This window comes from Methylophaga sp. (genome assembly GCF_048266885.1).
Classification (GTDB): domain Bacteria; phylum Pseudomonadota; class Gammaproteobacteria; order Nitrosococcales; family Methylophagaceae; genus Methylophaga.
Genome location: NZ_JBLWYR010000009.1, coordinates 32860 through 54946, shown reverse-complemented (window position 1 = coordinate 54946; position 22087 = coordinate 32860). Strand labels below are relative to the sequence as shown.

Genomic DNA, 22087 nt, shown 5'->3' with positions numbered 1-22087 from the left:
TGTAAAAAATAAGTTAATTACAAAATGGGGGGTGACGATTGGAAATCAAGTGAGCGACCACAGAAAAATAATTATTTTGATTAAAACACTAAGTTATTGAAAATAATTTAATTATTAAACAATGATAAAACCGTGTTTAAGTTTTTTTAATGCTTGCCGGTGTCTCAATAGCTGTGCTGATGTCTTGCAAACATTGTGGCATGTTTTCAGTAGAACAATGCAATGCCGGGCTCATCGTCAGCTGTACTCTACTGGGGACAAATGGCGCAGTAAAAACTTTGCCTTGGGCGCTGACACCATCAATTCGAACGGGAAAAACAGGTGCAGATGACCAGCTTGCTAATCGGCCGACGCCACCTTTGATTTTTCTCGGCGGATCACTATCCAGATGGATTTTTCCGTGGGGAAACAAGGCAATAACCTCGCCCTGTTGCAAGGCTCGTAAAGCCTGTCTTAATGCCTGCTCCGGGCGACCGGTACGATCCACCGGGATGCAGCCGGCTTTTTTAAACACCCAATGAACGATAGGCCGTTCATACTCTTCGCGGGCAATCAAAAAGCGTAACGGACGTTTGCTGGCGGATATCAGTAATAAAGGATCAACACCTGACACATGGTTGGCGACCACAATGGCTGGCCCTATCTCGGGTAAAGCTATTTTCTTATCCGGTATACGTTGGATATAACGACAAATCAGTCGCGTCCAGCCATCCAGCCAATTAACGGACGGTCCGCCCCAATCAGCTTCGGCATTTAAAATACCGATGAGCCAGATACTGAAAGCGATTAAAAAGAACAAGCCGATATAGACGATCATTCCACCTCAAATGGTGCAGGATCACCCATGCCAACGCGAACCACTTCCGGTAAATCATTTACAAACTCGATAACCGTTGTCGGTTCATGACCACAAGCACCACCATCAATAATTAAATCGACATGCTTACTTAAATGATCGGCGATTTCATCAGCTTCGGTCATCGGCATGGTTTCACCGGGCAGAATTAAGGTTGAGCTCATTAACGGTTCATTCAATTCTTCTAATAAAGCCAAAGCAATATTATTGACCGGAATACGCAAACCAATGGTTTTACGTTTTGGATGCTGTAATCTGCGAGGTACTTCTTTGGTGGCTGGTAATACAAACGTATAAGGACCCGGTGTGTGGGCTTTAATCAACCGAAATACTGCATTATTAAATTTGGCGTAAACCGCCAGTTCGGATAAATCACGACACACCAAAGTGAAATTATGATCATCATCCAGTTGCCGCAATCGGCGAATGCGATCCATCGCCGCTTTATCACCCAAATGGCACCCCAAGGCATAACCAGAGTCAGTCGGATAAACCACTAAACCACCTTTCATGATGATCTGACAGGCTTGTTTAATTAGACGCTGCTGCGGGTTATCGGGATGAATTTGAAAATACTGGCTCATATAAAACCTTCGTTAGTTCTCGAAATATTGAACAGATATAGCATAGTCGAGTCTTTATGCCTGCTTCACTGCCACAACGACCATACGGGTGTGCATGACGCAGGCAAAGGTAAAAACCGTCCGAGTTCACTCCAGCTTTGATCTGGGCTATGGAAATCCGATCCACAGGAAGCAAGCAGACCATACTGTTTAGCCAATGCTGCAACATTCCTTAATTGATCTGGATGTTGATGCCCGGAACTGACCTCAATTGCTTGTCCGCCTGCGGTTTTAAAATCTTCAATTAAACGACGCAGCTTGGTGCCGGTCATTTTATAACGTAATGGATGGGCAATAACCGCTTGCCCCCCAGCTTCCGTTATCCATTCAACTGCGGAGGGTAAATCTGTCCATTGCCCAGGAACGTATCCCGGTTTTCCACGCACCAAAAAACGTTTGAACACATCTTTAGTATCTGAGGCATGGCCTTTTTCGACCAAAAACTGCGCAAAATGCATTCGCCCCAACATCGTCTTTGAGGCATATTGAGCGGCACCTTCCAAAGCCCCCGAAATACCCGATTTTTCCAAACGCTGCGCAATTTGTTCAGCTCTTTGTTGGCGATAATCACGAATTTTGGCTAAACCGGTTTGCAGTTTAGGGTTTTCAATATCTATATTAAGCCCAACAATATGAACCGTGCTGCTGTACCAACTGACTGAAATTTCTACCCCTGGAATCAGGGTTAAAGGCAAGGCTTCAGCCGCGCGAAGCGCTGCAGCGATACCTTCTGTGCCGTCATGGTCGGTCAACGCCAACACATCGACACCTTGTTGAACGGCGCGCTCAACAAGATCTTCTGGAGATAGGCCGCCATCGGAGGCGGTGGAGTGGCAATGCAGGTCATAGTGCGTCATGGTGTTGATTTTACGTTAGAATGTGCCATCTCTCTAATAACTGAAATTAAAGATGAAACTATTTACTGATTTCTTGCCCATTATTCTATTTTTTATCGCCTATAAATTTGGTGGTGGAATCTACCATTGGAATGGACAGGAATATGACATTGCTGGTATCTATGTCGCCACCGCAGTGATGATGCTGGCGACCTTTGCACAAGTGATTTATGGGTTGCTGCGTCACGGCAAAGTGGAAAGACAACATTTAATTACGTTTATTTTAGTTATGGTGCTGGGCGGTGCCACGCTCTGGTTGCAGAACCCGGAATTTGTGATGTGGAAACCCACTGCGGTGAACTGGCTGTTTGCATTAGCCTTTATCGGTGCCCGAGTATTTACTGACAAAACGCTGCTTGAACGCCTTATGGCTGCGCATCTGCAACTGCCCACTGCCGTCTGGTCAAGATTAAATACTGCATGGATTCTGTTTTTTATCTTTTCCGGATTCTTGAATATTTATATCGCCTATTACTACTCAGAAGAAACCTGGGTGAACTTTAAACTATTCGGCTCTTTGGCCATTACCATCGTCTTTATTGCTGGCCAGGCGATTTATCTTTCGCGTCACATTAATGAAAACGGTAACTCAAAGGATGTCTCCTGATGTTATATGCCATTATCAGCGAGGATAAGCCTGATAGTCTGCAACGCCGTTTGACTGTGCGTCCCGCTCACCTTGCTCGTTTGCAGGAATTGCAAAATCAAGGCCGTTTAGTGTTGGCCGGGCCTCACCCGGCAATTGATAACGAAGATCCGGGCGAAGCAGGATTTACTGGTAGCCTTGTGGTAGCCGAATTTGATGATTTGCACAGTGCGCAAGAGTGGGCAGCAGCCGATCCTTATATTGAGGCAGAGGTGTACGCTAACGTAATTGTTAAACCTTTTCGCAAGGTCTTACCATGAGCAGCACGACACAACAAAAACTGGAAGAGGCCCTTCAAAAGCTGAATCCAGTACAGCTTCAGATTACCGATGATAGTCATCTACATGCCGGACATGCGGGCAATACCGGAGGTGGTCACTTTACTGTTTTTATTGTCAGTGAAGCTTTTGCAGGTCTATCGCCTCTCAAACGCCACCGGCTAGTCTATGAGGCTGCAGCTGAATTGTTGCCATCAGCCATTCACGCGCTGAGTATTCAAGCCAAAACACCCGCTGAACTTAACTAACATAATCCAGCACAATGGCCACAGAAAGTAGCAAAGTTCAAAACCAAACCTTTCTGGCTCAACTGGAACGCCAACGTCTACAAAAACCCTGCCTACGCATTATTGATTTACGTGGCAAAGTCAGCGGTGAATGTCAGCCTTATCAATTTGGCGGTATTACCCATTACCTTGATGACCGCAGTTATTTAATTCTCAAACAGCTGGTTGAACGTGTTGGTGGAAATTATACCGTCGGCGTCTATGAGGCACTGTTACAAGCTGTCCGTCACTATCAACAGCAAACCCAGCAACAACAAGCTACTCCCACTGAAGACAGTGGTGTATTACTTATTCGGTTAGATCAACCGATAAGACGCCACGCACAGCGTGTGTTACTGACCTTACCGGTCACCATACAAAATGCTGAGTTGAGCTATCATGCGATGACGCTGGACGTGAGTATAGATGCGATTCGTGTCAGCATGAAACAGGTGTCGACGCTGGAGAAAAACGATACCGTCAGTGTGAGTTTTGAGCATTTTCCAGATGGCAAAAATGCTGAGCCGACTCAAATCGAATTTGATATTACCCGACTGGATCATGATGAACAGCGAACCACTGCCGTGCTGCGGTTTAATGACTCGGTCGGTGATGATGTGCGTCAGGCCTGGCAAAACTGGTTAAGTAATCATAATCAACACAGTCAGGCAGAATTGAATAATGAAATTCTCAACTTAACCCAAAATTGTTTATTGCGTTTATACAGTCAGCAACTACCCAGCATGCTCTGCTGGATGGGTGAGCTATTAACCCCCACCGTTACGGCACTTCATAGCAGCACGGTCTGTGACCGGATATTTTTCGACGCTCCCAATCTACTGTCATTAGTAAAAAGATTGCTTAGCCATATTGAACAGAGCAAATTAACCCGTGGATTTGTAGCGCTGTATCCAACTGGCATGATGGTTATTGATGACAACGAGATAGAGCGTCTAAAAAAGTTTTGGCCATGGCAAAGCAATACGGCCTTATGGTTTTTCAATGTGACCGAACTGCGGGTTGATGAGACACTTTATCATGCAAATCTAGACATTATTGCTCAGGTCGATCCACGTATTGCTGGTGACTTTTCACGCAAAATATCCAATTTAAAAAAACTGGTCGAAATCACTAATGTGACTGCCTGTTTGCAACAGTTAAGTAGTAATCAGCCTCAACCTGATGCCGATGTGATTATCGACAAAACGGCAGCGGCTTTCGACTTGCCTCCTGTCAGTTCGCTAAAAGCATTTATTCGCCGACAACAAAGCCGTTATACCGTGCTTACTCCAGTGAATTTGTTTTTAAATAGTCAAGAATATGCATCGCAGACCAACGAAGTTTCAATAAATGGACTGTCGCTATCGGTCAATGCTGATTTGCCCGTGCGGGTTGGCAGTCGGGTGGCACTGCATTTCACCCGTTGGCAGGCACAACGGCCACTGTTGAATTTACGCAGTGTGCCCTATGAAGTGAAACGGGTGCAGAAATTTGCTGAGCAAACTGAACTGGGCTTGCAACGTTTGGTGACCCAATGCCCGCTGGCCCTTAATCAATTTTTTGAAAAAGCCATTTCCAGCAATCAACAATCGTTGGCCCGTCGAGAGGATGATTTATTGCAGATGCAATACAGTCGGGTTTATCTGGATCTACTGAGCCATGCGCCGCTCAATACGGCTTTATTCTTTGGATTAGATAATCAACAAAAACGTATTCTGCAGTCGGTGGTTGGTCATTCTCAGACTCTGGATCAAACTGATAATAAATTGTGGCAAGCGATTTCGAACGCTATCCCGCGTATTACACTACAGTTAAAAACAGCCACTACCGATAATCTGGTAACACACAGCATGGGATTGTATTGCTATCGCTCGCAACAACAACCCTGGCAGATTATTTGTGAACATGAACTGCAATCAACCGAAGCCAAAAATCTGTTGTTACACCGAATGTTTATCTCAGAAAATCACTTTGTCTTTCACTGCCAGCTGGTCAACAGCAAAACAGATTGGCTGAATGACGAGCAAGACTTGATTCGTCAAATTAATGCATTGCGCAGCCACAGTGCTCACCGGATAAAAAACCTCCGGCAAATGTTGTTTTCAATCTTTGCGGTTGCCTATTTAACCGATATTACCGATTTAGTTCGAGATAGCTTTGAGTCGTAAATTACGCCGCCACCATCATTTTATCGATCCACACCGAGCCGCTACGAATATTGCTGCGTAAATCCACATCATTAGCAACCGCTTGGATACCTTTGAACATATCCTGCAACTGCCCAGCAATCGTGAATTCGTCAATGGCATATTGAATTTCACCATTTTCTACCCAGAAACCCGCGGCACCTTGAGAGTAATCACCATTCACAATATTGACACCCATGCCCATGGTTTCAGTGACAATCACGCCACGATCCATGGCTTTAAGCATGTCTTTAAATGATAAATCATTACTATCAACAGTCAGGTTGTGTACTCCACCAGCATTCGCCGTGGTGGTCATATTAAGGCGTCTGGCAGAATAACTATCTAATACATAACCTTGTAATACGCCATCGCGGATAATGTCACGATTTTGCGTTGCAACACCTTCCGAATCAAACGAGGAACTGCCTAATGCTTTGAGTAAATGTGGCTGCTCATGAATATGCATAAACGATGGAAAAATCTGTTCGCCCAGCTTATCCAGCAAAAAACTAGATTTTCGGTATAAAGCACTACCGCGAATTCCACCCACCAGCTGACCAAATAATGAAGAGGCAATTTCAGCAGCGAAAATGACCGGATAATGACCGGTTTCAATTTCGCGGGCGTTCAGTCGTTTTAATGTTTGCTCAGCCGCTTTACGACCCACAGAAATGGCAGACGCCAAATCCTGACTATCACGAGCAACGTCATACCAGTAATCACGTTGCATACCGGTTTCATCACGAGCAATTAACGTACATGACAAACTATGCCGAGTGGATTGCGTCTGACCAATAAAACCATGACTGTTGGCATAAATCCGTTGCCCTTCGTGTGAAGAAACACTGGCACCTTCTGAATTACTGATAAGTGAATCAAAATCACGCCCTGCCTGTTCACATTCCATCGCCAGGGCAATCGCCTGTTCCGGAGATAACTCCCATGGATAATACAACTGCAGATCTGGAAAAGAGGTAGCCATCAATTCTGCATCGGCTAAACCCGCGAATTTATCTTCCTGAGTATGTTTGGCAATGCTGCAAGCCATGGCCACCGTTTCCTGGATGGCTTCAGGTCGTAAATCAGATGTGCTGGCAGAGGCTTTGCTTTGTCCCAAATACACTGTTACACCCAATCCGGTATCTTTGTTATGTTCCAGCGTTTCAATTTCAGCTTGGCGGACGTTTACTGATAAACCTAGACTTTGACTGATACCAACTTCGGCAGCAGTCGCACCCAGTTTTTTTGCTGCATCCAGCGCCTGTTGCGCTGCATTTTGTAGTAGTGATGCGTCCAATTTACTCATATGATCAAATTTACCTCTTCGATGTTTTTTCCATGCATTTGGAAACCACGCATTTCCAATACGCCGCGGGTATTTAATGAAATAATCAGATACAAAGCCTGCGGATAATCTGCAACATCCTCATCAATGACCGATGGCAACGCTGGCGCATCGGGATGGGAATGATAAATAGCAAACAGTTCTTGATTACGTTCTTTCATTTCTTTCAACGCGGCCAATTGTTCACTAGCGCTTAATGCAAATAACACACTGGCATCAGTTTTGACGCTATCAACCGGGTAACACATACACCGTTGCCCATGACGACCGATTAATCCAGAAACTTGCTGATTAGGTGAAAGTTGTGCCTGATGTAATAGCTCATTCACCAAAGTGCGTGGTAAACGTATCGTTGTTTTAACTGTCATTTAGCTATTCTCATTATCGTGACATACCGGACAGGCCGGATCCTGTTTTAATGTTATTTCCCGTATCTGCATTGATAGGGCATCGACTATTAACAATCGACCACTGAGAGAAGCTCCAGTTTTGGCAAGTAACTTAAGTGCTTCAATCGCTTGGATGGAGCCCATCATGCCCAGCAAGGGTGAGAGCACCCCACTCTCGGCACAACTTTGCTGAATATCACCAGCATTGTCGTCATATAAACAACGATAGCATGGCGCGTCTGCTTGTCTAGCATCATATACCGAAACATGTCCTTCCCAGCGTATTGCCGCCGCTGAGACCATGGGTGTTTTAGTTTGTTTACTGATTCGGTTCATTAAAAACCGGCTACTGAAATTATCAGTACAATCCACTATAACGTCAGCCAGAGTGGCTTGATCTCTTAGTTCAGGCTCACTCAAACGATGATCAATCGTCTCAACCTTAATGGTGTCATTCAAGCTTTGTAAAGTAGCAGCAGCTGAACTAGTTTTACTTTTACCCACTGTCGCTTGGCGATGTACGATCTGTCGCTGCAAATTCGTCAGCTCAACCTTATCATCATCCACCAGCACCAGATGCCCCACTCCCGCTGCTGCCAGATATAGAGCTACTGGTGATCCTAAACCACCCAACCCAATCACCAATACACGACTCTCCAGCACTCGCTGTTGACCGGTGATATCAAAATGGGGCAATAAAATATGGCGGCTATAACGCAGCAATTGTTCATCGTTCATTTGCAGTATGTTACCTGAAATAGTGGCTTGGCGAGCGTTACGCTTGTTTGCCGATCACCACGCGATCTTGCTGTCCATAATCCTGATAAGCCTGAATTTCAATAAAACCATTCTGTTGGAATAGTTCTTGAACTAATGATGACTGATCATAACCATGTTCTACCATTAACCAACCTTGAGGTTTTAGTATCACGGCAGATTGGCGAACCAATTGCCGAAGATCCTCTAAGCCATCCTCTCCTGAGGCCAGCGCCGACAGTGGTTCAAAGCGGAGATCACCATTGGTTAAATGCGGATCATCAGATCGTATGTAAGGAGGATTAGATATGATGATATCAAGACTTGCCGGCTGCATGGCACTCAACCATTGGCCTCGAACAAAATGTATCGGCAATTGATTTATTTCGGCATTGTGTTTGGCCATCATCAAAGCCTGTTCGGAATAATCCGTTGCAAGCATCCAGATATCATTGCAATCGGCTTTAATTGCCAGAGCAATCGCACCACTACCCGTCCCCAGATCGGCAACCCGCATTCCTGGCTGAATTTTCTCCAACGCCAGCGATACCAAAAGTTCCGTATCGGGCCGTGGAATCAACGTATGTTGATTGACCTCGATATTCAAAGACCAAAACCCCCGAACGCCGGTTAAATGGGCCACGGGTAAGCCCTGCTGACGCTGTTCAATCAGTAACACAAATTGCTGTTGTTGCTGAGGAGTGAGCGTTTGTTCTGGATGAGTGATGAATCGGAGTGGCTGGCATTGCAGAACATGACATAACAGTTCTTCGATATCCAAGCGTAGGGTTGGGCTTGCAGCCAGCTGATTTTTGGCCCACTGCAAAGCCTCTTGAATGGTCATACTTTTTTAAACCATCACATCAAAACAAATTGATTTGTAACAATGCAAATACGCCAGCAGCTAAAGCAACCATCAGCAAGGCACTCGTGGTGCGCTGCCGTTTAACCAATTGTTCATACATCAATTGAAGTTGGGCTAGCTCTTGCTGAAGTGTTTCTATCCTTGGATCTACTGAATCAGGAATAGCAGCAAGCTGTTCATAAATAACCGTTTCGATTTTGGGTTGTAATGCCGTCAGCAACTGCTGCTGAATAATTTGCTGCTGACTGGCTAACCATTGTTCTGTCTGCGATGTGACTTGTTGTTGCCAATGGTTTGATTGATTCAGGTTTTGCATTGCCGTTTCGGCTGCATCGGCCGCTTTTTCGGAGAGTACAGTCTGCATTTGCATTGCTTGGGTTGCTAACTGTTGCTCGACCTTGTCTTGCACCCCAGCACTTATCTGTTGCTTTAATTCGACTGACAGTCGTTCCGCGAGTCCATCGAGTTTTTCATCAATCAATTGCCGGGCGATATTCTCGGCAATTTGTTGACTGATCTGCTCTGTGGCATGCTGCGTATGTTGCAGCCAGCTGGGTAGTAATTGTTGCTCAACCTGAGCAATGACTTCTTCAATAGATGGCGCTACGGGACTTTCCGTAAACGATGAAGATTCCGCGACATCTGTACTAATCTCTGCAGTAACATCCGCAGAAGATAAATCGTCGAGAATTGTTTGTAATTGATGTGATTCTGGTGGTTTAGACAACAACGCCAATACACCACTTTCATGAGCAGATAATTTATCGGCTTCGCTGTCGTTACTGGTACAGAGAACAACCGGAATGGATTGCCAGCGCACATTGTTTTTGATCTGCCGGGTGGCAGTCAGCCCATCCATTCCGGGCATCATCAAATCCATAAAAATAACTATTGGCGGTTGAGCTGTTGTTTCCAACCAAGCCAATGCATCGTCAGCGCTGCCTTGTTCAACTACTGCAAATCCAGAAGCTTGTAGCAGTTTGCATAACATCATGCGGGCAACGCGTGAATCATCTACAACCAGTGCAAGTTTATCTGTCATAGCTCTTCCTCTGATGACTTAACTAAAACGATGCGGATCCAATTGGATCGACTTCACTCGTTTCCCCAACACAACGATTTCGCCACGATAACGCTGTTGCATGTCACTGGCAAACTCAAAAAAATAGGTGCGTTCCAGTTGCATTCTGCCGTTGCCGCCGCGTTTCAGCCGAATTTTTTTCCAGGCTACAGTATCGTTCAGAAAGCTAACATTCATCGACTGGCAATATTGACTCGCCACGCGACTGGCATGTTCCGCGGCTCCACGACTGTCCCACCATATCCAGCCGATTACAGCCAGAATTAACAACACAATGGTACTATCATTCATCCAATATCTCCCCAGCCTGCTTGTACCATGGCTAATGCGGCTGCAGAAGCCGTTTCAGTTCTCAAGATTCTCGGCCCCAAACTGATACCGGTAAAACCCGCATCATTTGCCCGCTGTACTTCTATTTCACTTAAGCCACCTTCAGGCCCAATCAGTAAAGCAATCTGATCTACTTTATTTACACTGGAAAAGCTTTTTGTCGCCTCTGGGTCCAGTACCAGTTTGCATGCATCGTTTACGTTTTCCAAAGCCATATCTAACGAGGTGATGGGCATTAACTGTGGTAAAAAACTTCGTCCACTTTGCTCACAGGCACTGATCATCACTCCTTGCCAATGGTTCAATCTTTTCTCGGCACGATCTCCGGACAACTGTACATTACAGCGCTCAGTAATCACCGGCATAATACGTTTCACGCCCAATTCGACGGCTTTCTGGATGGCATAATCCATCCGTTCACCACGTGAAATCCCCTGCATCAATAGAATATCTAGCGGCGATTCGTTATCAGTCATTATCTGTAGTTGCAGACTCACACTGGCTTGCCGTTTGTCAACTTGCTCCAACTGAACTTGATATTCCAACCCCTGGCCGTCAAATAAGCTTAATAAAGCACCAGGCTTCATACGCAATACTTGAATGGCATGGCGAAACACATCATCCGGCAAGATCATCGGCGTTGTATTGGGCGCGAGGTTCGCGCAATAAAAACGAGGAATACGCATAAACTAAGTTTCAACTAGCAAAATGAATCAGCAGTTTACAGAGTGCATGGCAGAGTTTGAATAATTATCCTTAAATGGCTGATATACTTTTTGTCCATGGATACTGACCTCGCCAAACTACAACAATGCCTGACTGACACGGTTCAGCAACATTTGATGCCGTTATTCAATACTGTCAGCCGACAATATAAGCATGATGGCAGTGTTGTCACTATTGCTGATAAGTTGATGCAACAAACTATCACAGACGTTTTACAGCGCGATTTTCCTGAGATTAAATTGCTGGGCGAAGAAATGAGCGCTAGTCAGCAAGCAGAATTATTAACCACTGGCGAGCCGTTATGGTGTCTTGATCCCATTGACGGTACCAGTAATTTTGCCTCAGGCATGCCCTTCTTTTCCATATCATTAGCATTAATTGAACACGGTGAAGTGACCTTGGGGCTTGTATATGACCCAGTGATGAACGAATGTTTTGCCGCCAAAAAAGGCGCCGGGGCATGGTTAAATGGTCAATCAATAAAAGCTGAGATTTCTGGTTTGGCACTGAGTCAGACTTTGGCGATTATTGATTTCAAACGCTTACCTAAATCCCTTTCTCAAAGACTGATTGACGAAAAACCTTATGGGTCCCAACGCAGTTTGGGGTCAATTGCTTTGGAGCTTTGCTGGTTAGCGGCAGGTCGTGCTCAACTCTATCTGCATGGCCGACAGCAAATATGGGATTACGCTGCAGCCCAGCTTATTGTTGATGAAGCAGGTGCTTTTGCCTGTACTTTGGATAACGAAGCGGTTTTCACTCGCAGTTTAACGCCTCGCTCAACATGTGCGGCAATTGACGAAAACCTTTTTGCCGCGTGGCGTGATTATTTGCATGTACCCCGTTGCGATGGCTGAATCGTTTCTGACGGCTAATTGGCCGGCTCCAAATCACATCAAAGCAATAACGACTACCCGTAACGGGGGACAAAGCATAGCGCCCTATGATTCGCTTAATTTAGGCGATCATGTAGGTGACGATCCGGTTTTGGTCACATCGAATCGACAGATATTAATTAAGAACGCTTATTTGCCAAGCGAGCCGTTATGGCTAAAACAAACTCACAGTATCAATGCCATTGATGCTAATCAATGGCAGCCCGAGGTAGAGGCTGATGCGATTATGAGTAATTCCCCCAACATAGTTTGTGCAGTGATGACAGCTGATTGCTTACCGGTATTGATAACGGATAGAACAGGCTCACAGGTTGCTGCTGTGCATGCGGGCTGGCGAGGTTTACAAGCGGGGATTATTGAAAACACATTGGCTAAATTCAAAGCGCCACCATCAGAGATAATGGTCTGGCTGGGGCCAGCGATTGGTCCTCGAGCTTTCGAAGTCGGGCCTGAGGTAAGAGCAGCGTTTTTAGCTGTTGATCCTTTAGCCGAATCTGTTTTTGTATCAACACATGCTGATCGTTATTTAGCGGATATATATCAACTCGCAAGGCGACGCTTAACTGCGCGGGGTATTACTGCAATTTATGGTGGAGATTATTGTACGTTCGGCGAAAAACAGCGTTTTTTCTCGTTTCGACGCGATGGCGTTACCGGCCGAATGGCAACTCTGATATGGATTGAAGCTGAATAAGGTATGATTTGCGCATTCTTTTTGTCGGTTAGGTACGTATGGACTTACTAATCTGGATTATTATTTTCAGTATTCTTGGTGGAGTACTGAGTGTTGGTATTGCGTCTAGTTTTTTATTATTGCCTGCCAATACCCGTCAACATGCTGTTCCCCATCTGGTGAGCTTTGCGATTGGTGCATTGCTTGGCGCTTCTTTTTTAGGCTTGTTGCCACATGCTATTGAACATGAATATGCGGTGGATCCACATAACATAGGCCTAACCTTACTGATTGGTTTATTGAGTTTTTTCCTGTTGGAAAAAATGGTGTTATGGCGACATTGCCACAGTCATCACGGGCATGAACATATTCCAGAACTGGGTGAAGATCATCACCACCATCACCACGAAGATCCTAAAAAAGCAGCAGGCGCATTGATCCTGATAGGCGATGGCATACATAACTTTGTTGATGGTGTATTGATTGCCGCTGCCTTTTTAACGGATGTGCATTTAGGTATTGTCACTGCACTCGCCATTGCAGCCCATGAAATCCCACAAGAATTGGGCGATTTTGTGATCTTGTTACACAGTGGTTATTCACGTCGTAAAGCACTTTATTTCAATATGCTTTCCAGTATGGCAACCGTGGTTGGCGCCGTAGCAGCCTACTTCTTGCTAGCCGATATGCAACATATTCTGCCGTATATTCTGGTGGTTGCTGCTTCCAGCTTTATCTATATTGCCGTCGCTGATTTGATTCCAGGCCTGCACAACAAAGTGAAACCCTCTGAAACGTTGCAGCAAATCTCGCTAATTGCTGCAGGCGTGGTATTCATTTATCTGGCTCATAGCACGCTGCATTAATGCCAGCTAAACACGATATATTGGTCATAGGCCCATCTTGGGTCGGTGATATGGTGATGGCGCAGTCTTTATTTGCTGCGCTTAAACAGCGCTATCCGACTGGGAATATTGATGTGCTGGCACCGGAATGGACCCGTGCATTATTAGCTCGTATGCCGGAAGTCCGTGAAGCGATTAGCATGCCGGTAACACATGGAGTGTTTGGCTGGAAACAACGCAGGCAAATCGGCCTGAGTTTGAGACATAAACATTATGACCAAGCGATTGTTCTACCCAATTCCTGGAAATCGGCGCTTATTCCTTGGTTTGCCAAAATTCCCATTCGTACCGGCTGGCTAGGCGAAATGCGTTATGGTCTGCTCAATGATCCGCGTAAGCTCAATAAACAGGCTTTACCGTTAATGGTGCAGCGATTTGTCTCTCTTGCTCATCCCGCCAGCCAATCACATATTGCCCCGCAATATCTGCCACCAAAAATGATTGCCGAACCGGTTTCAGATATTTTGAATCCCGCTAAAGCGGCAGAACAAAAGCGTTTGGTTCTATGTCCGGGTGCAGAGTTCGGCCCGGCCAAACAATGGCCTGCCACACATTATGCTGCTCTCGGAGAGCAGCTTACACAGCAAGGTTGGCAGGTGTTGATTATGGGGTCTAAGGCCGATGCGGCCGTCGGAGAACAAATTGTCTCCGGTATTACCGACAAAAAAAACGTTATAAATCTATGTGGTAAAACCCAACTGGGTGAAGCCATTGACCTGATTGCTACTGCCGATCAGGTTGTCAGTAATGATTCCGGATTAATGCACATTGCCGCTGCGCTCAATAAACCATTAGTGGCGATTTACGGCCCAACCTCACCTGCCTTTACACCACCGCTTTCAGATAACTCCCAACTGGTGCAAATTCCTATTGAGTGCAGCCCCTGTTTTAAGCGGACTTGCCCGTTAGGTCATCACAAATGTATGCAGGAGATTTCTTCTGCCACCATAACCAAAATGATTTTAACAAATTGATTTTTATCATCACCTTAAAATAGAAAGAGTAAGGGATTAAAATGTGGCAAGGTTACTAAATGGCGAATAAGTAATGACGGATATTGAAGGAAACCTTTCTGTTAATAGTGATGATACGCCTTATATTCTTCAAATTTGTCATTGTTATTATGATCCATTTCTTGATTGTGCCCGTCAATTTTCCGCGATCTTTAAAGGGACAAAATATCGGATAGTAACTGTATTTATGACAGGTGAACCAGACGATGCTGTTGCAAAAGCAGCGGATTCGGATGAAGTCATTTTTCTGGGACACTCCAGCAAAAAACTACGGGGCTTAAAACTTCAAGTTATTCGTGAAATTCACCAAATTGCAAAACAATATCCTTTTGAGTTTTGTATCGCGCACCGGGCTAAATCTGCTTACGTAGGTTTATTAGCTACAAAATTACCGATTTATAGTATCCGCCATAGCTTTGGGGACTTTGATCGCACTAGCCGGCGCTGGATGATTAATCGCTTCCGTCATAGGGTAAAAATACTGGCTGTATCAAATGCTGTTCGAGATGAAATTCGACTCCATTTAGCTGGATGGCCAGCAGAACAAATAGTCACTTTCTATAACCATATTGATGTTGAAAAGGTGCGCAGTGAACTTCTGTCTCGTACTCAAGCCAGAGAAGCACTGAAGTTACCTGAATCAGCCTGGATTATTGGCAGCGTTGGACGTCTCCATCCTGATAAAGATCCAAAAACGTTAATCCACGGATTTGCCTTAGCGCTTGAAAAATTACCTGAAAAGTCGCTATTGGCCATGATTGGCACAGGCAGACTTGAAAACGAGCTAAAAAAACTTGTCCATTCATTGGGTATTGAAAAGAATGTTTTGTTTCTAGGTAGAGTATCTGTGGCAAGACAATACTTCAAGGCTTTCGATTGTTTTGTCCTTGCCTCGGATCATGAACCTTTTGGAATGGTTTTATTAGAAGCTATGGCAGCAAACTTGCCGATTATTTGTTCAGATTGTGGTGGAGCACCAGAGGTCGTCGGCGATACCGGTTTGTTATTTGAGCTCGGAAATGCGGTTGCACTTGCGGATGCAATAGCTAATTTGGCAACTAGTGAGAAGCAAATCGAGTATTTAATAGAGGAACGACTTGAAAATTATTTTTCTGATACGTCAGCAAAAAATTCATTTTTTAAACAGATACTTAAACTCGATCAGCCATAGGTCTTGAAATGAATTAGTTGGCATCAACTATAGGTTTACCAGCCCAGTTAATACTCTTTTTAATAGTTTCTTTTTTGTTTTGCCACTCTTCAGCCAGAATTAAAGCAAAAGGGAACCACATCATTAACCAAACTTCATCAGGGTTATTGATGATACGGTTACTATCTAGCATCAAAGCCAATACCCCAGCAAGAAGATATCCTCCCCACCAATTTCTTTGCTGCCATGCCACATGTAATACACTCAAAATCATGATTGAAAAGATGATGAATGGCACAACACCAAAATGATAAAGCAAATTGACAAGTATATTGTGCGTTACAAAAACTTCGCTTCCATCAGGTTGCCAAACTAAGTGGGATGAAGGTGTTTCCGGAAAACCGCAACCTAACAATACACCACAATCTTGCCAAGCTAACAAATAGCCACTCCATATCGCTAATCGATATGAATCAGCACGCTCAATGAGTTGTGTAGTTTGACCAGCCAATTCAAACACCGGAATTGAAATAATCATTACGATTAGTAGTCCTGCGAGTAGAAACAGCCCCCCCTTCAAACCAAACCCTCGAAGCATGATAACCAACATAAAGAGTCCCCAGACTCCCATTCCAATAAAACCCGTACGGCTTTGCAAAATTAAAGCGATAGCCAAAAAGGCTAGGCTAAAGCCAATAAGACCTTCCCCAATATTTCTATCTTTAATCCAATGCGGACCTATTACAAACAAACTACAACTGATAAACATGCTGATTTGAATAGGGCTATAAAGTCTTGATACACCAGGGTTTAGTCGCGTTCCAAAAGGGTCATTACCAAAAATATAAAAAGATATGGCACATACTGATAGATATACCAACCCTCCCCAGAACAATATTCGTGCAAACGTTTTAGTATTAAAAAAACTCGTGTCTACAAATCGAGATATCGAATAAATAAACACTAGGATGTAGAGCGAATGAACAATAACTCGGGGATAAGTGAAAAAAGAATAGAAGCTAATCACAACACATAAAAGTACAAAAACCCATTCTGTAAAATTACTCGGTTTAAGTAATTGGTAATTTCTGAGTAATAAATAGAGCCCAGGAATGGCAATGAATACGTAATAAAAATTGTTCACCATCTTACTGGTTGGTAATACTAAAAAAGCTGCAACAAAGAATGCGAGCATCCAACTGAAATAGGTTCTAACGGTCATTCAAAAGTCTCTCGATTAGAGATAGGTATTCATTTCGATAACGTTGTAAAGAGAAGTGGGTTTGTAAGTATTTAAAAGACTGATCGCCCAATTCTGCTCTTTGTTCTGGAGTCAACTTCAAACAATCACTCAGAACTTTTGCTAAATCATCAGGGTTTTGAACGTCAAAACACATTCCGCCAGCCGGTCGAACAATGTAATCCATAGAGGGAATTGATGTAGTCAGTATGGGAAGTTTTGCCGTCATCGCTTCCATTAATGCCAGCGGCAGACCTTCACTATGAGAAGGCATAATCCAAATATCGAAAGCTTTTATATAGCGAGCAGCTCCATCTACGTTACCTAAAAGAAATACTTTCTCTGATAAGCCTAGACTTGCGATTTCAGCTTCTAGTGTTTTACGTTCTTTACCTTCACCAATAATTGCTATTAAGACACCAGGGAACTGTTGATGGATCTTGGCAAAACCTCTTACAAGGTCGATATGGCCTTTACGCTTATCAAGCCTGCCAATCGTGCCCACAATGGTCTTTTCCGTTGGCAAGTCGAGTGTTTTTCTGGAAACGTCTGCTGGATAGAGCAGCGATAGCATCTGTTGGGAATCGATCGCATTTTCTATAACTGTGACATTACGTTCATTAAAACCACAATTAAGCGCAAAAAGTCCTTGTCGTACTGATTCTGAAACCGCAACAAAATGCCATTTATGTGCAATTAGCTTAATCATTAGTCTTCGCATAAATGGTCGATAATCACTAAGGATATGCACCACCGAAAGACATTTTGGTCGGCCAATAAACAAATGTAACCAGACCATTAATGAAGTGGGTTTGAATCGATTACAAATTACAACGTCAAAGTGTTCTCTTCTAAAAGTATTGAATAATTCGTAGAGAGCTCGCAGCCTCAAACCCCTTAGATTTTTTTTTGGCAAATCGAGATAGATGGTTCGTTCCGCGCAGCTCTCTTTTTCACCGGGTTGAGGTTTCCCTGTAACAAATAAAGTCGTGGAAGCGAATTTTTCAGGTGGAAGTGCTTTGATTACCTGTTCAGCGAGGTCAGCTACATCAATCGGCTTTATGTTGTAACCTTGATGTAGTTGAAGGACAGAAATATCTCGTTTTGCCATCTAATTTGCTTTGTTGGAAATCCCAAAATTATACAGCATAATCCCCCATTGGACTTTCATAAGCCATACATAAAACTTTAGTTCATAGAACAACAATATGTTTGAACTAATGTCGAATACTGGAAGTACAAAGCATTATTTTTTAGTTTGGACTTAATTGAACAATGCAACACCATAAGATCATCAAAATTATTCCATATTTTGGTCAGTGGCCAGAATGGTTCGAGTTATATATAGAAAGTTGCAAAAACAATCCTCAAATCAACTGGCTGTTCTACACGGATTGCGGTGAACCCAAAATTAAATCTCCAAACGTCAGGTTTGTACATATTTCTTTTGATGAATACAAACGCTTTGTAAGCGAACGTTTAGTCATTCGATTTAATCCTTCGAGCCCTTACAAACTTTGTGATCTGAAGCCAGCTTTAGGGTTTATACATGAGCTAGATATTCAAGATTATGATTTTTTTGCGGTGGGCGATATAGATATAATTTATGGTCAGATAAGAGACTTTATAACTGACGATTTTCTGCGAAGGTATGATGTTATTGGTACGCATAAACGTCGCCTATCAGGGCATTTTGCAATTTTTCGCAACATTGATAAATATCGACAAGCTTTTCGCAAAATTCCAGATTGGCAAAATCTAATGGAAATGGATAAACACTTGGGATTGGATGAGTCCAAATTCTCCAAGTTATTTGTCCGTCATAAAAACCACCCATTGTGGCTGCAAAAATTATGGTCATACAGTTCAAGCTATCAAAGACGGGTTTTGTACAAGGAACAATACAGCACTATTCTTTCACCAATAAAATGGCTGGATGGTAGTTCAGATCATCCTCAGCAGTGGTTTTGGAAAGATGGTCGCCTGACTAATGACAGAGATAATCGGGAATTTATGTATCTTCATTTCATGAATTGGAAATCCAATCGCTGGTTGCCAAAAAAACTACGTGAAGCACCAGCTGCATGGTCTTCATTAGATCGGCTAGTAAAAATCGATATCGATCAGGCACGTCAAAATGGTTTTCAGATCTCCTCGAAGGGCTTTACTTCGATTAATCCAGACAATATGCAAGGTTAAATGTTCTCTCGCCTTCACGCTTGATATACTGAACAACATTTTTACGCAACTCGAAGATAATTTATGATCGTTTTAGGCCTTTCCGGCGCAGTAAATCACGACGCCTCAGCTGCTTTGTATATTGATGGAAAACTGGTGGCAGCTGCCGAAGAAGAACGCTTTCTTCGTGACAAACACGCCAAGGGCAAGATGGCTTATGAAGCCACCAGATATTGTCTTGAACAGGCCGGAATCCGTCCTGATGAAATCGATATTGTCGCTTTTCCTTACGCCCAAATCGGTTTGCAATCACCTGCACGCTGGCACTATGCCAAACGTCACTGGTATGCACCCGATCGAGCTTTAACTGCCTTATTTTCAGGTAATCGTCGTTACTGGCGAAATCACAAAAACGTCATGAAATTGCTGGATGATTTAGGCATTGATTCCAAACGAGTCAAGTTTGTCCCGGTTGAACATCATTTAGCCCATGCCAGCAGTGCTTATCACCTTAGTGGTTTTCAGGAAAAAACCGCGATTATCGGTATAGATGGTAAAGGTGAATACGCCACAACATTTTTTGGTTATGGCGAAAACGGCAAAATTCATAAAATCAAAGAATTCTATGACCCCGATTCACTCGGCGGCGTTTATGGAGCGATGACCGAGTACCTGGGCTTTGAAATGCTTGATGGCGAATTCAAGGTTATGGGAATGGCGCCTTATGGCGATCCGAACCGTTTTGATTTTTCACGTTTGATTCATTGTGAAAATGGTGAATTCAAAGTGAATACCAAGCTGGTCAACACCGTTGGCTTTCGGCGTTACAAAAAGAATGGCAAAGGTTATTTTTTCAGTCCCGAACTCATTGAATGGCTTGGTCCAATGCGTGAAGGCGACGAAAAAGACGAGCCCTACATTGATTACGCGGCCAGTATTCAGGCATTGCTGGAAAAATGTGCGCTACACCTTATTGACTATTATCTTGGCGATATCATTCGTGAAACCGGCAAAGTGGCTTATGCCGGTGGCGTAGCGCTTAACGTCAAACTTAACCAACGCATCATTGCCATGCCCGGTGTAAAAGAATTGTTCGTACAACCGGCTTCCAGTGATGCAGGTACGGCCATTGGCGCGGCCAGCTATGCTTCGCAATTGGCTGGTGTACCTGTCGAGAAAATGGAGCATGTTTATCTCGGCCCTTCCTATACCACCCAGCAATGCGTTGATGCTTGTGAGCGTTATACACAGCCAGTTAGCTGGCAATATTTGAATGATGTGTGTGTGGATACGGCAAAAATTCTCGCTGATGGCAATCCAGTTGCCTGGTTTCAGGGCCGTATGGAGTTCGGCCCCCGGGCCTTGGGTAATCGCAGTATATTGGGGTCACCAAATCATTCAGGCGTTGCTGATCGGATTAATGCCCAGATCAAATATCGTGAACGCTGGCGTCCATTCTGCCCAAGTATGCTGGATAAAGTGGCGCCGGAGATTCTGCAAACAGAGCATCCAAGTCCTTATATGACCTTTACTTTTGACGTGGCAGAAAGCTGGAAATCACGAATTCCAGAAGTTGTCCATGAAGATGGTACCGCCCGGGCACAAATCGTGACCCGTGCGACCAATGCACGTTATTACGAGTTGATCGAAGAAATGGAAAAACTGACCGGCAATGCCGTGGTGTTGAATACCTCATTGAATCGCCGTGGTGAACCGATGGTCTGCAGCCCAACTGATGCGTTGAATATGTTCTTCGGTTCCGATCTGCAATATCTGGTGATGGAAGATATTCTGATAACCAAAGTTTAACTATTACGCATAATTTTTTTGGTGATGCTTTCAATTTTTTTAATTGAAATAAATGGTCGCCAGATATGTTCGCCACCAAATTTCAGAGTAACAATTGGTGAAACGACATTTCCCAGGTTATAACCTGGACGCCATACGAAGTTTTTATTTTTACGGGTAATGGTTATTGTGGGGATACCTAACATTGCTGCAAGGTGTCCTCCACCTGAATCATTGCTAATCACCACTTTAGCTGATCGCAGATATTCTATTAAATGTGCGACTTCCTGAAATGTTTTAACGTTTATTATCCCAAACTTATCTTTTAACAGTTCTTTTTCATCGGGCATAACAATAACTTCTACTTGAAACCCCATGTTCACTAGCTGTTTTGCAAGTTTCTTAAAGCCTTTGATTGAAAAGTTCTTTTTTGGATTTGGCGTAGTTGGAAAAATCACCACTAAATTTTCAAATTGCTTAGGCTGATGGAAAGTAACTGCAGGTAACAATGAGTCGGCTTTAACACCTAATACCTCCATCCCATACTCATCAACCCAGTCAACCATACTTCTGGTACTGTTTTTATCCAAACAAAGTGGACGGTTGGTAAAAGTACCGGATGATTGAGAAATTAAGTTTTTATTTGAAAAAGTTTTAGTTGGAAGGCTTTTAGAATAATTCTTTGAAGTGAACAGTAGTATATTTTTCGAAACTTCTAAATCGTCCAAATGATCTTTTACCCACGGCGACAATATATCCAGAAGGATCAGATCGTATGATGACATCATGACATCAGGATTCGTAGGTAATGCGCTCAGCTTAAGCCATGGGAAATTTAAAGCAGCTGAAGTAATTAAATTTGCAAACAACGTTACTTCGTAATCACTATTTGTCAGATTTTGTGCTAATCGCAAACAAATGGTCACATCACCAAGAGCAGGGAATGGAACAATTGCTATTCTTTTAACTAATTGCATTTATTGAAATTTTCTTGAATT

At 43.7% G+C, this 22087-nt stretch carries 24 protein-coding genes; 11 read left to right on the top strand and 13 right to left on the bottom strand.

Going from position 1 to position 22087, the window contains the following annotated elements:
- Positions 1 to 136: 136 nt before the first annotated feature.
- The 3 genes from ACN0V2_RS06090 to ACN0V2_RS06080 all read right to left on the bottom strand — a co-directional run bounded on the left by ACN0V2_RS06090 (position 137) and on the right by ACN0V2_RS06080 (position 2336).
- Positions 137 to 817, bottom strand: coding sequence for a lysophospholipid acyltransferase family protein (locus ACN0V2_RS06090; RefSeq protein WP_417549903.1), 681 nt, complete (start codon positions 815 to 817; stop codon positions 137 to 139).
- Positions 814 to 1440 (bottom strand): L-threonylcarbamoyladenylate synthase, encoded by a 627-nt coding sequence (locus tag ACN0V2_RS06085; protein ID WP_417549902.1) that lies wholly within the window; start codon positions 1438 to 1440, stop codon positions 814 to 816. The genes ACN0V2_RS06090 and ACN0V2_RS06085 overlap by 4 nt, the downstream gene beginning before the upstream one ends.
- 65 nt (positions 1441 to 1505) lie before the next feature.
- Entirely contained in the window at positions 1506 to 2336 is an 831-nt protein-coding gene (locus ACN0V2_RS06080; protein WP_417549901.1) for a PHP domain-containing protein, read from the bottom strand.
- 52 nt (positions 2337 to 2388) lie between these two features.
- Between ACN0V2_RS06080 and ACN0V2_RS06075 the strand changes: the two genes are divergently transcribed.
- The 4 genes from ACN0V2_RS06075 to ACN0V2_RS06060 are packed head-to-tail and all read left to right on the top strand — an operon-like array spanning position 2389 to position 5733.
- Positions 2389 to 2982: a septation protein A gene (locus ACN0V2_RS06075; RefSeq protein WP_417549900.1), complete on the top strand. Its 594-nt coding sequence runs from the start codon at positions 2389 to 2391 to the stop codon at positions 2980 to 2982.
- Complete coding sequence (locus ACN0V2_RS06070) at positions 2982 to 3281, top strand: YciI family protein (protein WP_417549899.1); 300 nt, start codon at positions 2982 to 2984, stop codon at positions 3279 to 3281. Before ACN0V2_RS06075 ends, ACN0V2_RS06070 begins: the two co-directional genes overlap by 1 nt.
- Entirely contained in the window at positions 3278 to 3547 is a 270-nt protein-coding gene (locus ACN0V2_RS06065; protein WP_417549898.1) for a BolA family protein, read from the top strand. Before ACN0V2_RS06070 ends, ACN0V2_RS06065 begins: the two co-directional genes overlap by 4 nt.
- Before the next feature lie 14 nt (positions 3548 to 3561).
- Positions 3562 to 5733 (top strand): PilZ domain-containing protein, encoded by a 2172-nt coding sequence (locus ACN0V2_RS06060; RefSeq protein ID WP_417549897.1) that lies wholly within the window; start codon positions 3562 to 3564, stop codon positions 5731 to 5733.
- Between the two features lies 1 nt (position 5734).
- On the opposite strand, the gene pmbA is transcribed toward ACN0V2_RS06060, so the two are convergent.
- Genes pmbA through ACN0V2_RS06025 form a run of 7 tightly spaced genes read right to left on the bottom strand, consistent with a single transcriptional unit; the run spans position 5735 to position 11206 of the window.
- On the bottom strand, positions 5735 to 7060 hold the full coding sequence (pmbA, locus tag ACN0V2_RS06055; protein ID WP_417549896.1) for a metalloprotease PmbA: 1326 nt from the start codon (positions 7058 to 7060) through the stop codon (positions 5735 to 5737).
- On the bottom strand, positions 7057 to 7467 hold the full coding sequence (locus ACN0V2_RS06050) for a Mov34/MPN/PAD-1 family protein (protein WP_417549895.1): 411 nt from the start codon (positions 7465 to 7467) through the stop codon (positions 7057 to 7059). Before ACN0V2_RS06050 ends, pmbA begins: the two co-directional genes overlap by 4 nt.
- Positions 7468 to 8226 carry a HesA/MoeB/ThiF family protein gene (locus tag ACN0V2_RS06045; RefSeq protein WP_417549894.1) on the bottom strand — a complete coding sequence of 253 codons (759 nt, stop codon included), beginning with the start codon at positions 8224 to 8226 and terminating at the stop codon, positions 7468 to 7470.
- Positions 8227 to 8263: 37 nt separating this feature from the next.
- The gene (gene prmC / locus ACN0V2_RS06040; RefSeq protein ID WP_417549893.1) at positions 8264 to 9088 is read right to left on the bottom strand and encodes a peptide chain release factor N(5)-glutamine methyltransferase; all 825 of its coding nucleotides are present in this window, start codon (positions 9086 to 9088) and stop codon (positions 8264 to 8266) included.
- 19 nt (positions 9089 to 9107) lie between these two features.
- Complete coding sequence (locus ACN0V2_RS06035) at positions 9108 to 10151, bottom strand: response regulator (RefSeq protein ID WP_417549892.1); 1044 nt, start codon at positions 10149 to 10151, stop codon at positions 9108 to 9110.
- Between the two features lie 18 nt (positions 10152 to 10169).
- Positions 10170 to 10481 (bottom strand): DUF3301 domain-containing protein, encoded by a 312-nt coding sequence (locus tag ACN0V2_RS06030; protein WP_417549891.1) that lies wholly within the window; start codon positions 10479 to 10481, stop codon positions 10170 to 10172.
- Positions 10478 to 11206 (bottom strand): 16S rRNA (uracil(1498)-N(3))-methyltransferase, encoded by a 729-nt coding sequence (locus ACN0V2_RS06025; protein ID WP_417549890.1) that lies wholly within the window; start codon positions 11204 to 11206, stop codon positions 10478 to 10480. The genes ACN0V2_RS06030 and ACN0V2_RS06025 overlap by 4 nt, the downstream gene beginning before the upstream one ends.
- Positions 11207 to 11302: 96 nt before the next feature.
- On the opposite strand from ACN0V2_RS06025, the gene ACN0V2_RS06020 reads away from it, so the two are divergent.
- The 5 genes from ACN0V2_RS06020 to ACN0V2_RS06000 all read left to right on the top strand — a co-directional run bounded on the left by ACN0V2_RS06020 (position 11303) and on the right by ACN0V2_RS06000 (position 15904).
- Positions 11303 to 12103, top strand: coding sequence for an inositol monophosphatase family protein (locus tag ACN0V2_RS06020; protein WP_417549889.1), 801 nt, complete (start codon positions 11303 to 11305; stop codon positions 12101 to 12103).
- A complete protein-coding gene (pgeF, locus tag ACN0V2_RS06015) occupies positions 12096 to 12836 on the top strand; it encodes a peptidoglycan editing factor PgeF (protein WP_417549888.1) in 741 nt (246 codons plus the stop codon). The genes ACN0V2_RS06020 and pgeF overlap by 8 nt, the downstream gene beginning before the upstream one ends.
- Before the next feature lie 38 nt (positions 12837 to 12874).
- A complete protein-coding gene (locus ACN0V2_RS06010) occupies positions 12875 to 13681 on the top strand; it encodes a ZIP family metal transporter (protein ID WP_417549887.1) in 807 nt (268 codons plus the stop codon).
- Positions 13681 to 14694, top strand: coding sequence for a lipopolysaccharide heptosyltransferase II (waaF, locus tag ACN0V2_RS06005; protein ID WP_417549886.1), 1014 nt, complete (start codon positions 13681 to 13683; stop codon positions 14692 to 14694). Before ACN0V2_RS06010 ends, waaF begins: the two co-directional genes overlap by 1 nt.
- A gap of 73 nt (positions 14695 to 14767) precedes the next feature.
- Complete coding sequence (locus ACN0V2_RS06000) at positions 14768 to 15904, top strand: glycosyltransferase (RefSeq protein ID WP_417549885.1); 1137 nt, start codon at positions 14768 to 14770, stop codon at positions 15902 to 15904.
- Positions 15905 to 15917: 13 nt separating this feature from the next.
- Here the strand turns inward: ACN0V2_RS06000 and ACN0V2_RS05995 are convergent, their stop codons facing one another.
- Entirely contained in the window at positions 15918 to 17105 is a 1188-nt protein-coding gene (locus ACN0V2_RS05995; protein ID WP_417549884.1) for a hypothetical protein, read from the bottom strand.
- A complete protein-coding gene (locus ACN0V2_RS05990; RefSeq protein WP_417549883.1) occupies positions 17095 to 18234 on the bottom strand; it encodes a glycosyltransferase in 1140 nt (379 codons plus the stop codon). The genes ACN0V2_RS05995 and ACN0V2_RS05990 overlap by 11 nt, the downstream gene beginning before the upstream one ends.
- Positions 18235 to 18398: 164 nt before the next feature.
- Between ACN0V2_RS05990 and ACN0V2_RS05985 the strand changes: the two genes are divergently transcribed.
- Entirely contained in the window at positions 18399 to 19322 is a 924-nt protein-coding gene (locus ACN0V2_RS05985; RefSeq protein WP_417549882.1) for a DUF6625 family protein, read from the top strand.
- A 63-nt stretch (positions 19323 to 19385) separates the two neighbouring features.
- A complete protein-coding gene (locus ACN0V2_RS05980; RefSeq protein ID WP_417549881.1) occupies positions 19386 to 21110 on the top strand; it encodes a carbamoyltransferase in 1725 nt (574 codons plus the stop codon).
- On the opposite strand, the gene ACN0V2_RS05975 is transcribed toward ACN0V2_RS05980, so the two are convergent.
- A complete protein-coding gene (locus ACN0V2_RS05975) occupies positions 21107 to 22066 on the bottom strand; it encodes a glycosyltransferase family 9 protein (RefSeq protein WP_417549880.1) in 960 nt (319 codons plus the stop codon). The two genes, ACN0V2_RS05980 and ACN0V2_RS05975, sit on opposite strands and share 4 nt — an antisense overlap.
- Between the last annotated feature and the right edge of the window lie 21 nt (positions 22067 to 22087).

Bases quoted from the DNA above. Each gene is read 5' to 3' on its own strand.
- ACN0V2_RS06090 (WP_417549903.1), bottom strand. From the start codon at position 817: ATGATCGTCTATATCGGCTTGTTCTTTTTAATCGCTTTCAGTATCTGG.
- ACN0V2_RS06085 (WP_417549902.1), bottom strand. From the start codon at position 1,440: ATGAGCCAGTATTTTCAAATTCATCCCGATAACCCGCAGCAGCGTCTA.
- ACN0V2_RS06080 (WP_417549901.1), bottom strand. From the start codon at position 2,336: ATGACGCACTATGACCTGCATTGCCACTCCACCGCCTCCGATGGCGGC.
- ACN0V2_RS06075 (WP_417549900.1), top strand. From the start codon at position 2,389: ATGAAACTATTTACTGATTTCTTGCCCATTATTCTATTTTTTATCGCC.
- ACN0V2_RS06070 (WP_417549899.1), top strand. From the start codon at position 2,982: ATGTTATATGCCATTATCAGCGAGGATAAGCCTGATAGTCTGCAACGC.
- ACN0V2_RS06065 (WP_417549898.1), top strand. From the start codon at position 3,278: ATGAGCAGCACGACACAACAAAAACTGGAAGAGGCCCTTCAAAAGCTG.
- ACN0V2_RS06060 (WP_417549897.1), top strand. From the start codon at position 3,562: ATGGCCACAGAAAGTAGCAAAGTTCAAAACCAAACCTTTCTGGCTCAA.
- pmbA (WP_417549896.1), bottom strand. From the start codon at position 7,060: ATGAGTAAATTGGACGCATCACTACTACAAAATGCAGCGCAACAGGCG.
- ACN0V2_RS06050 (WP_417549895.1), bottom strand. From the start codon at position 7,467: ATGACAGTTAAAACAACGATACGTTTACCACGCACTTTGGTGAATGAG.
- ACN0V2_RS06045 (WP_417549894.1), bottom strand. From the start codon at position 8,226: ATGAACGATGAACAATTGCTGCGTTATAGCCGCCATATTTTATTGCCC.
- prmC (WP_417549893.1), bottom strand. From the start codon at position 9,088: ATGACCATTCAAGAGGCTTTGCAGTGGGCCAAAAATCAGCTGGCTGCA.
- ACN0V2_RS06035 (WP_417549892.1), bottom strand. From the start codon at position 10,151: ATGACAGATAAACTTGCACTGGTTGTAGATGATTCACGCGTTGCCCGC.
- ACN0V2_RS06030 (WP_417549891.1), bottom strand. From the start codon at position 10,481: ATGAATGATAGTACCATTGTGTTGTTAATTCTGGCTGTAATCGGCTGG.
- ACN0V2_RS06025 (WP_417549890.1), bottom strand. From the start codon at position 11,206: ATGCGTATTCCTCGTTTTTATTGCGCGAACCTCGCGCCCAATACAACG.
- ACN0V2_RS06020 (WP_417549889.1), top strand. From the start codon at position 11,303: ATGGATACTGACCTCGCCAAACTACAACAATGCCTGACTGACACGGTT.
- pgeF (WP_417549888.1), top strand. From the start codon at position 12,096: ATGGCTGAATCGTTTCTGACGGCTAATTGGCCGGCTCCAAATCACATC.
- ACN0V2_RS06010 (WP_417549887.1), top strand. From the start codon at position 12,875: ATGGACTTACTAATCTGGATTATTATTTTCAGTATTCTTGGTGGAGTA.
- waaF (WP_417549886.1), top strand. From the start codon at position 13,681: ATGCCAGCTAAACACGATATATTGGTCATAGGCCCATCTTGGGTCGGT.
- ACN0V2_RS06000 (WP_417549885.1), top strand. From the start codon at position 14,768: ATGACGGATATTGAAGGAAACCTTTCTGTTAATAGTGATGATACGCCT.
- ACN0V2_RS05995 (WP_417549884.1), bottom strand. From the start codon at position 17,105: ATGACCGTTAGAACCTATTTCAGTTGGATGCTCGCATTCTTTGTTGCA.
- ACN0V2_RS05990 (WP_417549883.1), bottom strand. From the start codon at position 18,234: ATGGCAAAACGAGATATTTCTGTCCTTCAACTACATCAAGGTTACAAC.
- ACN0V2_RS05985 (WP_417549882.1), top strand. From the start codon at position 18,399: ATGCAACACCATAAGATCATCAAAATTATTCCATATTTTGGTCAGTGG.
- ACN0V2_RS05980 (WP_417549881.1), top strand. From the start codon at position 19,386: ATGATCGTTTTAGGCCTTTCCGGCGCAGTAAATCACGACGCCTCAGCT.
- ACN0V2_RS05975 (WP_417549880.1), bottom strand. From the start codon at position 22,066: ATGCAATTAGTTAAAAGAATAGCAATTGTTCCATTCCCTGCTCTTGGT.